12 protein-coding genes and 1 pseudogene are annotated in these 13,112 nt (G+C 37.8%); 10 read left to right on the plus strand and 3 right to left on the minus strand.

The annotated features are described in order from the left end of the window. Positions 1-88: 88 nt before the first annotated feature. A complete protein-coding gene (locus K5Q07_RS00175) occupies positions 89-406 on the minus strand; it encodes a CPBP family intramembrane glutamic endopeptidase (RefSeq protein WP_220729071.1) in 318 nt (105 codons plus the stop codon). Positions 407-411: 5 nt separating this feature from the next. Continuing rightward, the gene (locus K5Q07_RS00180) at positions 412-732 is read right to left on the minus strand and encodes a hypothetical protein (protein WP_220729072.1); all 321 of its coding nucleotides are present in this window, start codon (positions 730-732) and stop codon (positions 412-414) included. Positions 733-1,011: 279 nt separating this feature from the next. Between K5Q07_RS00180 and K5Q07_RS00185 the strand changes: the two genes are divergently transcribed. Then, positions 1,012-2,151, plus strand: coding sequence for a cation:proton antiporter (locus K5Q07_RS00185; protein ID WP_220729073.1), 1,140 nt, complete (start codon positions 1,012-1,014; stop codon positions 2,149-2,151). A gap of 57 nt (positions 2,152-2,208) precedes the next feature. Beyond that, positions 2,209-2,424 (plus strand): annotated as a pseudogene (locus K5Q07_RS00190) (GNAT family N-acetyltransferase); the annotation flags it as partial. A gap of 614 nt (positions 2,425-3,038) precedes the next feature. Here the strand turns inward: K5Q07_RS00190 and K5Q07_RS00195 are convergent. Continuing rightward, complete coding sequence (locus K5Q07_RS00195) at positions 3,039-4,193, minus strand: cation:proton antiporter (RefSeq protein WP_220729074.1); 1,155 nt, start codon at positions 4,191-4,193, stop codon at positions 3,039-3,041. Between the two features lie 150 nt (positions 4,194-4,343). On the opposite strand from K5Q07_RS00195, the gene K5Q07_RS00200 reads away from it, so the two are divergent. The 8 genes from K5Q07_RS00200 to sufB all read left to right on the plus strand — a co-directional run bounded on the left by K5Q07_RS00200 (position 4,344) and on the right by sufB (position 12,973). After that, positions 4,344-5,000: a YoaK family protein gene (locus K5Q07_RS00200; protein ID WP_272946451.1), complete on the plus strand. Its 657-nt coding sequence runs from the start codon at positions 4,344-4,346 to the stop codon at positions 4,998-5,000. A 313-nt stretch (positions 5,001-5,313) separates the two neighbouring features. Beyond that, positions 5,314-7,488 carry an anaerobic ribonucleoside-triphosphate reductase gene (gene nrdD / locus K5Q07_RS00205; RefSeq protein ID WP_220729075.1) on the plus strand — a complete coding sequence of 725 codons (2,175 nt, stop codon included), beginning with the start codon at positions 5,314-5,316 and terminating at the stop codon, positions 7,486-7,488. Beyond that, positions 7,457-8,029, plus strand: a complete 573-nt coding sequence (gene nrdG, locus K5Q07_RS00210) for an anaerobic ribonucleoside-triphosphate reductase activating protein (RefSeq protein WP_041152657.1) — start codon at positions 7,457-7,459, stop codon at positions 8,027-8,029. The genes nrdD and nrdG overlap by 32 nt, the downstream gene beginning before the upstream one ends. A 4-nt stretch (positions 8,030-8,033) precedes the next feature. Next, positions 8,034-8,807: a Fe-S cluster assembly ATPase SufC gene (gene sufC, locus K5Q07_RS00215; protein WP_220729234.1), complete on the plus strand. Its 774-nt coding sequence runs from the start codon at positions 8,034-8,036 to the stop codon at positions 8,805-8,807. Then, positions 8,807-9,964 (plus strand): SufD family Fe-S cluster assembly protein, encoded by a 1,158-nt coding sequence (locus K5Q07_RS00220; RefSeq protein WP_220729076.1) that lies wholly within the window; start codon positions 8,807-8,809, stop codon positions 9,962-9,964. The genes sufC and K5Q07_RS00220 overlap by 1 nt, the downstream gene beginning before the upstream one ends. Continuing rightward, entirely contained in the window at positions 9,957-11,171 is a 1,215-nt protein-coding gene (locus tag K5Q07_RS00225) for an aminotransferase class V-fold PLP-dependent enzyme (RefSeq protein WP_220729077.1), read from the plus strand. Before K5Q07_RS00220 ends, K5Q07_RS00225 begins: the two co-directional genes overlap by 8 nt. Continuing rightward, entirely contained in the window at positions 11,158-11,580 is a 423-nt protein-coding gene (locus tag K5Q07_RS00230; protein ID WP_220729078.1) for an iron-sulfur cluster assembly scaffold protein, read from the plus strand. Before K5Q07_RS00225 ends, K5Q07_RS00230 begins: the two co-directional genes overlap by 14 nt. Continuing rightward, positions 11,564-12,973, plus strand: coding sequence for a Fe-S cluster assembly protein SufB (gene sufB / locus K5Q07_RS00235; protein ID WP_220729079.1), 1,410 nt, complete (start codon positions 11,564-11,566; stop codon positions 12,971-12,973). The genes K5Q07_RS00230 and sufB overlap by 17 nt, the downstream gene beginning before the upstream one ends. Positions 12,974-13,112: the final 139 nt, after the last annotated feature.

Here is a 13,112-nt window from a genome sequence, read left to right on the forward strand (position 1 = left end):
TTTTCAAAAAAATATGTAGTACAGATACATTTATTTTTCAACACACTTAAAAAGATTGAAAAAATAACAAGAAAGCAGGATGTTTTTTCTATAGAATCATCAAGAATATTAATAGGTTCCAAATCATGTGCATGATGATTGGTGTAATGATTCCGTTTGATTTATTTCTAGCCAATCCAATGAAGATTGCCACAATCGCGTGCGTGATAAAAATGAATGGATTAAATAGGGAATGAGCCAATCCAAAGAATAGCGATGAGATGATTAATGCTGTGGTTAGGTTAGTTGTCTTTTTAACGTATGTGAAGATTAGACCTCTAAAGTAGAATTCTTCAACAATTGGCGCCAAAATCACGCTGATGATAATGAAGAAGTATTGTAGTCTAACGTCTGTAAAACTAGTCATGTGCACTAGTTTTGATAAATCGACCCGTTAGGAGTTCCACTCATTAACATCAATAAAATTACGACGACGATCATTTCGATGGTGTATACGATAATCTTCTTGGAAAAGTGATTATCCTTAAATAAACTAATAAATTTATCCTTAACCAGGAATCGATACAAGATAATCGTTAAACCAATCACTATTACAATGGCGAAGATTACTTGAAAGATTAGCGCTAAAAAGTCCCCACCTCGAAAAGAGTTCAGTGGGTATGAAATCAATCCCACAAATGGAGATAGGATTAGTAATCCGATTAAAATTAGTACTCGTTTTAGAATTGTCATAACCGTTTATCCACGCAAAGTGGAACTTTCCCCTCGATTGTTTTTAATTTCATCATAGTTTATAAGGGAAGGTTTTCAATATTAACGGGGAATTATTTACAAAAATTTAAAAATATTTTCTAAACATAGCTCAACATACTGATAAATTAAGACAAACCACCAATTTTTTAATCTAAATAAATTCATCTTTCTTCATATTTATAGAACTAAATTAGCCAATATTTACAGGATTTCGATCTATATTTATAATCTCCGTAAACAAAACGAAAGGAAGATTTAGTGGATTACATCTTATCAATCTCAATTATTTTATTCGCCGCTTTGATTACTGGAAAAATATTTTCCAGGTTGGGCCTACCATCAGTAGTTGGACAATTAGTATCCGGTGTCATTATCGGACCAGCAATCTTAAGTATCATTAAACCTACAAACCTAATTTCGTCATTTGCAGAATTAGGCGTGATTTTATTAATGTTTATCGCTGGTTTAGAAAGTGATTTAAAACTATTAAAAAAATATTTTAAGCCAAGTATTGTCGTGGCCATCATAGGTATTATTTTCCCTGTTATTGGCATTTTTTACACCGGTAAATTATTTGCTTTATCAAACATTGAAAGTATATTTATCGGCGTCATTTTCGCTGCAACATCTGTATCAATTTCAGTCGCTGTGCTAAAGTCAATGAAAGCATTAAATAACAAAGCAGGTGTCACCATCCTAGGTGCTGCGGTCGCAGACGATATTCTTTCAATTCTGCTATTAAGTGTCGTTATTACGTTCACTGGTAGTAGCTCAGCGCAAGGCAGCCCAAATATTTTCATTTTAATATTAATGCAAATTGGATTCTTTATTTTCGTTTGGATTTTATTCATCTTAGTCAAAAAATTCAAAATTAAACTCAATCCTACATTGGCACCAATGATCGGTTTAATAGTTTGTCTATCATTATCCGCTTTGGCAGAACATGTTCAAATCAGTGCAATTACTGGCGCATTCTTCGCTGGAATGTTGGTCGGACAGACTAACTACAAAGAATCCGTTAATAACCAAATGAATCAATTCGGTAACTTATTATTTATTCCAATTTTCTTCGTCAACGTTGGTCTTAACATGAATATAAGCGGAATCGTCGAAAACTTATCATTATTCCTAATTTTATCGATTGTTGCTGTCATAACGAAGTTTTTAGGAGCATATTTAGGATCTCGTTTCTTTAAATTCAATCGTTTATCCGCAACCGAAATTGGTGTCGGCATGATTAGCCGAGGTGAAGTTGGTTTAATTATTGCTGAAATTGGTTTGAAAAATCATTTAATCTCAGATAATTACTACTCAACCATTGTCGCCTCAATCATCTTAACCACAATTTTAGCGCCGATATTATTGAAACCAATTGTGATGAAAATTAAACGAACATAAAAAACACCCAACGGGTGTCTTTTTAAAGATGGCGACCACGTTACCTTTGGACGCGTCTTAACTACCCAACAAGTCCGTGGAACCGGTAAGGGAAAGGACCTTTTGAAATACATTCTAAAGGTCATCAAAGAACACTTCCCTAACATAAAGATAGAAATCGACGCTCAAGCCCATGCCGTTGGTTACTACGAAAAAGGTGGTTTCAAGGTTACCAGTGAACCATTTATTGAATCCGGAATTGATCATATTAAAATGGAATATGAAGCAAAATAAAAAAGCCTACCGAAACGGTAGGTTTTTTAGATGTTAATAATTAATGGTTGTACCAAAATTGATAGCTGATACATCATACACAAAGTTAAGTGTGCTAAAGCTACTTAGTGGTAAATTTTAATAACTATTTTGATACACACAATCCAAAACGTCTTGTGATTTTAATAACTTATTACTCTCTTATAATTTTTTTATTTTTACTTAGTGTTCAATAATTTATTGTTTTGGACACTAAAACGAATATTTATGAACATGTTGTTTATTTTTACATTTTTCACTAAATTTATTTTCGTTAGAACCATTGGTACAATGGTGAAAAATCAATAAGGGGGAGTTAATCATCATTCATTTAAGGTGTCCGATTTGTGGTAATTTATTTTTCAATCAAATTAAATGTAAGTACTGTCGTCTTATCACTGCCCAGCTGAAAATAGATCTAAAAAAATCATATAAAACAATGACCAACTCATTTGATAGAAGCATTCACCACATGAGTCGATTTGGTGATGAAAAACTCCTACCATTATTAGCTCTAGCCTGTGCAGTTGTAACCGTCGTGATTATAGATTTGATTTTGGTCTTAGTCTCTTACATCACATAAAAAGAGAGTCAGCTTATACTGACTCTCTTCTGCGTTTCCATAACACAATTGGTTTTAAAATTAATGGCGCTAAGATTGTTGTAACCACAATAACAGCAATCAACGTTGAATAATAGCTAGTGGAGATAAAGTGACTACCTAGGCCAGCTTGTGCGATGACGATACCAACTTCTCCTCGACTAATCATCCCTGCCCCGATTTCAACGGAGTTGGCAAAATCAATTCGACTTATTTTAGCACCTATGAAAGCTCCAAAGAACTTTGTTCCTACAGCTAATAACGTTAGAATTAAAAAAAGCAAAAAGTGCTTATAAATACCATTGAGGTGCATATTAATACCGATACTTACGAAGAATACCGGAATCGGAAGCAAACTACCAAAGTCCTTCAGCCTAGTCATCAATACTTTCTTGAACTTAGTCTGACTTAAGATGAGTCCAGCAAAGAAAGCACCTGTAACCGCACTTAATTTGACCATTTCTGCCGTTCCAGCTAAGAACAGACATAGTAGGAAAGATGATATTACAGCATTTTCAGGACTAATTTCAAAAATCTTGTATAGTAACAATACTATCTTATAGCAAATCCATAAGAATAAGAAAAAGACGACTTGCAAAATAATTAGGAACAATGCGTCAGAATTTCCATGGCCACGACCTACTCCTAAAATCGGAATTGAAACACTTAATAAGACGATTGATATAATATCGTCAGCTACAGCAGCAGCTAAAATTGTGATTCCGGCTGACGAAGACAATTCCTTCATCTCTTCTAGGACGGCCACCGAAATGGAAACGGAGGTTGCCGCGAAAACAATTCCGATAAATGCACTTTCGATGATGGAAAGTTGAAAATATCTGCATACTAAATAAATAGATCCAACGGGTAGAATTACACCAAACAGTGCGACAATGATTCCAGGACCAAAATACTTCTTCAATCGATCAACATCACAGGTTAGTCCGGCACCAAACATTAATAAAACAACTCCCAGTCCTGCAAGAGCAATAACGATATTTTGGCGGTGAATCAACCCCAATGCAGATGGTCCTAGAATGACACCTCCGATAATTTGTCCAACTACCTCAGGAATATGTATCTTAGCAGCAAACATTCCAAAAAATTTCGCAAACGCAATCATTAAAAACAATGCGATTAAATAATCCAAATCAATCATTCTCCCTGAATAAAAACAATTATGTTTATTTTGAAACAATATGGTAGTACTATTTATGAATAACTTATTTATAACTTATTACTTTAGAGAAAGGGAGTCAACATTATCGACGCACCTCACCCCGCCCGATTCGGTGAAAAAATATCAACGGCATTCTTTTTAACCTCCATTGGTGGTTGCCTGGATGCCTATACTTACATTGAACATGGTGGAATATTTGCAAGTACCCAAACGGGGAATTTAATTTTGTCCGCTTTAGCGTTAACACAGTTCGATTATGGTCACTTTTTAGAAAGAATTTTACCGGTGATTGCTTTTTCAATCGGTATTTTACTGGCTAATTGGATCCACCATAACCTTGATAAATATAAACTAAACTACTGGAAGGTCTACATTTTGGCCATTGAAATTGCAGTCTGTACAATTGTTGGATTTCTGAAGTACAACGTTCCACAATTAATGATTACTACTTCAATGTCATTAACGACCGCCCTTCAACTTTCAACATTTAATACAATGTCTGGATTGGGATACTCAAACATGTTTAGTACCGGAAATCTCCAAAAAACAATGAATAATCTATTCTTGTATTTAGAGACCAGAAAAAATGAATTCAAAACAAAGCTACTTTACTACGGTGGCCTGGTTCTAAGTTTCCTATGCGGAGCTTTTGAAGCCAGTATCCTATCACTTTTCTTCCATACTAAGACCATCTGGGTTGTTGGTTTGGAATTAATCGTCATCCTAGTATTTCAAATTAGATGCATCATTATCTATCGACATGAAAACCAACTATAAAAAGAACTTTTTAAATAAAGTTCTTTTTTTGTGCTTTATATTCGGATTTTACTTATTAAACGTTAGTATAACAATACTTTGGGCACGATATGTAAGTATTCAATTTGAACATTTTTGGGAAAAATTACAAAAATGTTCGACGAAAAATTGCGAAATCACTCATCACTACGTATTATGAGAAAATTAAATTATTATAATCATTCAGTACGCACTATTCAAATTTACATTCAAGAATGTTTTTACACTATATATGCGTGTTAACATTAATTTAGACACAAGTTATAGTGTATATTTTAAGGATAGGACTGATATAATGTTTGATAAAACTTTTGCCCATTTAAACGTTATAAAGAATTCTGGTGACAAGACCAAATTCTATAAATACAAGATTGATTTTGTACTAAATCAATTGGGTATTAGTAAGGAAGATAACAAACGTTTCTTTGAACGTTTGAACCTATTTACTAAGGATCAAAAAGAAATTACCTCAAGTCATATTCATGACTTCATCATTCAATTTCTAGAAGAAAATGATTTCTTAGATGCTAAAGAGCAATACTTAAAATATGAACAAAAAGACATTGAAAAATTCAAGAAAGCAACCGATGTAAAGGCTCGAATCGACCAACTATTCAACCGTTACGATCGTGTTGTTCACGAAAATGCCAACAAAGATAGTAACGTCTTTAACACCCAAAGAGACCTAGAAGCAGGGGCTGCCAGCAAGGCCATCGGTCTTCAAATGCTACCTCCACTAGTTGCCAAAGCACACCTTAGAGGTGACATTCACTGGCACGATTTAGACTACTCACCAGCAACTCCTGAAACCAACTGTTGCTTAGTTGATTTTGCAGAAATGTTGAACAACGGTTTTAAGATTGGTAATGCCGAAGTTAAATCACCTCGCTCAATCCAAACTGCGACCGCTCAAGTTTCTCAAATCATCGCCAACGTAGCATCACTACAATATGGTGGTCTATCATTTGACCGTGCCGATGAAGTATTGGCACCATTTGCTGAAATTAACTACGAAAAGCATCTAAAGACCGCTTCAGAATGGGTCGAAGAAGACAAGCGTGAAGACTACGCCAAAGATCGTACTAAGAAGGATATCTTTGATGCTATGCAATCACTAGAATACGAAATTAACACTCTATACTCATCACAAGGTCAAACACCTTTCACTACTGTTAGTTTCGGTCTAGGTACCAGCTGGATTGAAAAAGAAATCCAAAAGGATATCCTAAGAATCAGAATTAAAGGGCTTGGTAAGGAACGTCGTACTGCCATCTTCCCTAAGTTAATCTATGTATTGAAGAAAGGCTTAAATTTAAACCCTAACGACGAAAATTACGACGTTAAAGAATTAGCCATTGAATGTGCTACAAAGCGTATGTACCCTGATATTTTGATGTACGACAAGCTTTGTGAAATCACTGGTGACTTCAAGGCTCCAATGGGTTGTCGATCATTTCTACCTAAGTGGACTGACGAAAACGGTAAGGCCGTTAACGCTGGTCGTATGAACCTAGGTGTTGTGACCGTTAACCTTCCTCGTATCGCACTACTGGCCAAGGGTGACATGGACTTATTCTGGCACATCTTTGAAGAAAAGCTAGGTATCGTTCACCAAGCCATGGCATACCGTATCGAAAGAACTAAGGAAGCCAAACCAGACAATGCCCCACTACTATACAAATACGGTGCATTTGGCAAACGTCTAAAATCAACTGATAGCGTTGATGAACTATTCAGAAACGAACGTGCTACTGTATCACTTGGTTACATTGGTCTATACGAAGTCGGTACTGCCTTCTTCGGTCCTGACTGGGAATCAAACCAAGAAGCCCACGACTTCACTGTAAGCATCGTTGCTGAATTAAACCGCCTATGCCGTGTATGGAGTAAGGAAAGTGGATACCACTACAGTCTATACTCAACTCCAGCCGAATCATTAACCGATACATTTGCCCAAGACGACATCGAAAAATTCGGTAAAGTCAAGGACATCACTGACAAGGAATACTACACTAACAGTTTCCACTACGACGTTAGAAAACGTCCTAACCCATTTGAAAAACTAACGTTTGAAGAAGCTTACCCACACTACGCATCAGCAGGATTCATTCACTACTGTGAATACCCTAACTTAAAACAAAACCCTAAGGCTCTAGAAGCCGTTTGGGACTGGGCATATGACCATGTTGGATACCTAGGTACTAACACTTCAATCGATAAGTGCTTCAAGTGTGGTTTCAAGGGTGAATTTGAAGCTACTGCCCGTGGTTTCAAGTGTCCTCAATGTGGTAACCACGATCCTAAGTACTGTGACGTTGTTAAGAGAACTTGTGGTTACTTAGGTAACCCTCAAGCACGTCCAATGGTTCACGGTCGTCACGTTGAAATTTCATCACGTCAAAAGAATATGTCGAAAGGAATGGTAGAAAGTGTCGCACATGAAGAGACAGCCAAACAATCCAAAGCCTAAGGAATGGCTTGCAAAAGACTTAAGCCAACAATACATTGCTGACTATAAGCCATTTAACTTCGTTGATGGTGAGGGAATCCGTTGCAGTATCTATGTTTCTGGTTGCAAGTTCTTATGCCCCGGCTGTTACAATGTCGCCTCACAAAACTTCCATTACGGACAACCTTACTCACAAGATTTAGAAGATCAAATCATCGAAGATATGAAAAAAGATTATGTTCAAGGTCTTACCCTTTTAGGTGGAGAACCCTTCTTGAATACGCAAGTATGCCTTCGTTTATGCAAACGAGTTAGAGAAGAATTCGGCCACACCAAGGATATCTGGTCATGGTCTGGTTACACATTCGATGAATTACTAAAAGATTCATATGACAAACTAAAACTACTTTCAATGATTGACATCCTAGTCGATGGTCGTTTCATGGAAGACCAAAAAGATTTAACTCTTCAATTCCGCGGTAGTGCTAACCAAAGAATTATCAATGTGCCAAAGTCACTTGAAGAAAACAAGGTCGTACTTTGGGACAAGTTAGTTCACTAGGAGGATTATTGTGTTAAAAATTGAAAACCTACACGTTAAAATCAACGAAACCGATGAAGAAGTCATCAAGGGTCTAAACTTAACCATCCCAGATGGCGAAGTCCACGTCATCATGGGACCAAATGGAACTGGTAAGTCCACTCTTTCTCAAACCATCATGGGTTCTCCCAAGTATTCAATTACTGAAGGAACCATTTCATTTGATGGTAAAAAACTAAACGACATGGCAACCGATGAACGTGCCCGTTTAGGTCTATTCATTGGTATGCAATACCCTACTGAAATCAGTGGGATTAAAAATGTCGACTTCATTCATGCCGCAATGAATGCGGTGGCTGACAAACCAGTATCCGTTTTAGAATTCATGAAGCGCCTAGAATACGTCATGAACTTCTTGGATATCGACGAATCATATACCGATAGATACCTTAACGAAGGTTTCTCCGGTGGTGAAAAGAAGCGAAACGAAATCCTTCAAATGATGATGATTCAACCTAACCTAGCCATATTAGATGAAATCGATTCTGGGCTAGATATCGACGCCTTAAAGGTCGTTTCAAAGGGAATCAATCATATGCGAGACGATCACTTCTCTTCACTAATCATCACCCACTACAACCGTATCTTACGTTACGTAAAACCGGACGTGGTTCACGTTATGATGGGTGGTCGTGTCGTTACCAGCGGTGACTATCACCTAGCTGAACAACTAGAACAAAACGGTTACGCTCAATTGCGTGATCAATTAGGCATCGATGTAAAGCTGGTGGATGAATAATGAGTATGTCCGTTCAAGAATTTGCCCAATCGCATAACGAACCACAATGGTTAACCGTTAAGCGCATTGTCGCAAACGACATGAAGAATACGATGAAAGTTCCCGCCCCACTTAGAAAGTTTCACTTCGATTCGCCTGAACTTGATGCCCGTTCAATAGATACGCAAAACTTAGCACCTAAAAACTTACAAGATTTAGGTATTATCATGATGGATTTGTTCGCCGCTGCAAACGAGTTTCCAGAACTAATCCAAGAAAACTTGATGGAAAAAGCAATTTATTGGCGTGATAACGCATTAAATGCGAACCATCTTGCGTATCTACAAAGTGGTGGGTTTGTTTTCATCCCCAAAGATGCCTGCGTAGACGAATCAATCGACATCTCCGACTTAGTCGATCACAACATGCAGGAAAAACACCTCCTAATCATTGCCGCAGCCGGGAGCGATGTTTCATTTACCTACAAGGATTCAAAGAAGCATCCCGACAACGACCGTCTAATGATCGAAGTATTATTAGGCGATCATGCCAACGTTTCCTTTTATGATGCTGCAATGACCAACAGTGAAAAATCTCACCGCGTTTTAAATGCTTACCTAGCACAAAATGCCAACTTAAAAACATACGTCGGCCTATTCAATCATGGTGACAGTCGTTACTACAGCAACATTGACCTCGATGGTATCGGCAGTTCCGCTAGAATTAACTTAGTGAGTCTATCCGATCAAAACCAAAATCAAGTAGTTCAAACCAAAATTATCAATAAAAGTCCCAATACGAGTGGCTTGATATCACAACGTGGTATCGTCGCCGATAAATCCAAGACTGTCTACGATACTACTGGTCAAATTAAGCTGGAAGCTAGCGATTCCGATTCAGATCAAATCAGTCGACTATTAACTTTAAGTCCAGAAAGTAAGGGTAAAATTGATCCAATTCTTTTAATCGACAATCACGATGTGGTCGCCGGTCACGCTGCAAGTGTTGGTAAAGTTAACCCCGAACAACTATACTATTTAAAGACAAGAGGAATTGATGCCAAGACCGCCCGTTTCCTATTAACCCGTGGTTTCTTGACACCTTTAATTGAAAAATTCCCAGATAAATCAGTTCAAAAACACTTATTAAACAACCTAGAGGAGCGTATTCATGGATAGTCTAAACATTCGTCATCAGTTTCCCATCTTCAAAGAGCATTCAGATATGATTTACTTTGACAACGCTGCAACTACTCAAAAGCCAAAGTACGTCATTGACGCAATCAGTCATTTTTACACTCATCACAATTTCAATGTGCATCGAAGCGTCTACTCTGATGCCGGGGAAACGACAGAAATGTTTGAACAATCCAGAAAAAACATCGCCTCATTCATCAATGCGTCTAGCGCAAAAGAAATCGTCTTTTCAGCTGGTACCACCGATAGCATCAACTTAATCGCTAACGGATATTATGCAAAGCACATCCAAAAAGGAGACGAGATTGTGGTTTCAATCGCAGAACACCACAGTAATCTTCTTCCTTGGCAAAAGATTGCGAAAAATAACGGTGCAAGTCTTAAATTCATACCTCTAAATGAAGATGCCAACCTCGACTTAAATGCCGCCAAAGAAATCATTTCCGACAAAACCAAATTAGTGGCAGTCACCGCCGTTTCCAACGTGTTAGGTAACATCAATCCCATTGATCAACTAACAACATTGGCTCATAAACACGGTGCTGACATCCTAGTCGACGGTGCGCAAGCTGCCCCCGAATTACCAATCGATGTGCAAAAAACACCGATTGATTGGTTAGCATTCTCTGGACACAAGATGATGGCACCAACCGGCATCGGTGTTTTATACGGTAAACAAGATTTACTAGAAAATATGGATAGCCCTCGCGTTGGTGGCGAGATGATTGAATCCGTCTCGACTACTGACTACAAGGTTAAAGATATTCCATATCGCCTAGAAGCTGGTACTCCAAACATAGAGGGTGTCATCGTTCTAAACGCTGCCATTTCATATCTTAAAGAACTTAAAATGACTAACGTGCAGTCACAATGTGAAAAATTAGGTCAATACCTATACGACCAACTTAATGCCCTAGATGGCGTTTCTGTATATGGCCCTACCAAGCGCCAAACTGGAATCGTCTCCTTTAACGTCGATAACATTCACCCACACGACGCCGCAACCTTCCTTGACTCAAAGAATATCGACGTCAGAGCTGGTCAACATTGTGCCGAACCACTCACCCACAAACTGGGTGTTAACGCGACATTACGCGCTAGTCTATACATTTACAACACGACTGAAGAATGCAATCGTCTAGTCGACTGTATTAAAGAAATGAAGGAATTTTTCAATGGATCTAAGTAACATTTATCAACGCATTATCATACAAAAAGCCAGTGAGTGTCCCAACAACAAACAATTCGATTCAGACGTTCACCTAACTAACCCCACCTGTGGTGATGACATTATGATGGCTTCAGATGAAAAGAAACCAAACTTAACCAATTTAAAAGTTGTTTGCGACGGCTGCATTATTTGTAAGGGTGCCACTAAGATGATGCTAGAAGCAATTCAAGATAAATCCACTGATCAAATCAATGAATTAGTCCTAAACATGTCCAAAATGATGACACACGAAGATTTCGATGAAACCTTGTTGGGTGATCTAGTTGCCTTTCAATCCGTCGTCCACCTACCAATCAGGATTAAATGTGCCATGCTTCCCTTCAAAGCAATTTATCAATTAATTAACGGAGATGATATCAATCGATAAATCAATCCAACACTTAAATGATGATTATCAATACGGTTTTAAAGATGACGTCAAACCCGTCTTTTCTACCGGTGATGGCTTAACTGAAGATATCGTCCGCGAAATCTCAGCCCAAAAACATGAACCCAAATGGATGTTAGATATTCGTTTGAATGCTTTTAAAATCTTCAAAAAACTACCCATGCCAGATTTTGGTCCCGACCTTTCTGATCTTGATTTAAATAAAATCAGATATTTCCAAAGAGCTACCGATTCAGTATCACGTAGTTGGGACGATGTTCCAGAAGATATCAAGAATACCTTTGAAAAAATCGGTGTTCCAGAAGCAGAACGTAAATACCTAGCCGGTGCCGAAGCCCAATACGAATCAGAAGCTGTCTATGCCAACATCAAAAAGGAATTCGCCGACATGGGAATTATCTTTTCTGATACAGATACGGCATTAAAAGAACACCCTGACTTAGTTAAGGAATACTTTGGTAAACTAGTTACTCCTCAAATGAACAAATTCGCTGCACTAAACACAGCCGTTTGGTCTGGTGGGGTCTTCTTGTACGTTCCAAAGGGCGTTCATGCCAAGATTCCAATTCAAGCATTCTTTAGAATCAATGCCGGTAGAACTGGCCAATTCGAAAGAACCCTAATCATCGTTGATGAAGATGCCAGCGTTAACTACGTTGAAGGCTGTACTGCACCTAACTATTCAGAAGATAGTTTGCATGCGGCTGACGTCGAAGTCTTCGTGAAGAAGAACGCCTTTTGTCGTTACACTACCATTCAAAATTGGTCCGACAATGTCTACAGTCTAGAAACTAAACGTGCTTCTGCCGATGAAAATGCCACAATGGAATGGGTCGACGGAAATCTTGGATCAAAGGTCACTATGAAGTACCCAAGTATTGATTTAAATGGTCCTTATGCCAATGGAACCATGCTATCAATCGCATTCGCCAGCGGGGACATTTACCAAGATACTGGATGTATCATGAGACACCATGCTCCTCACACATCATCTAACGTGGTATCAAAATCAATCTGTAAAGACGGTGGTACTTGTAACTACCGTGGAACAATTCGCATGATTGATAAAGCTCACTATTCTAAATCACATATCGAATGTGACACGATCATCATGGATGATGATTCCATGAGTGATACAATCCCACACAACGATATTTACAATGGTGATTCGGAAATCGAACACGAAGCAAAGGTTTCAAAGATTTCAGAAACCGACTTATACTACCTAATGAGTCGTGGATTATCAGAAGCTCAAGCTACTAAGATGATTATTATGGGATTCATTGAACCCTTCTCAAACCAACTTCCAATGGAATACGCGATGGAATTAAATAAATTAATTGATTACCAAATGGAAGATTCCGTTGGTTAAAAATAACGCCCCTAGATAGATTTCTAAGGGCGTTTTGTTTCATGTGAAACAAATTTATATATTTTAATTGACTAATTAAAGATTTAGTTTATACTTAATGTAACATTTTATAACATATAACTATTTAGGAGATGTTTTT

The organism is Apilactobacillus zhangqiuensis, from assembly GCF_019656215.1.
In the GTDB taxonomy this organism is placed as follows: Bacteria; Bacillota; Bacilli; order Lactobacillales; family Lactobacillaceae; genus Apilactobacillus; species Apilactobacillus zhangqiuensis.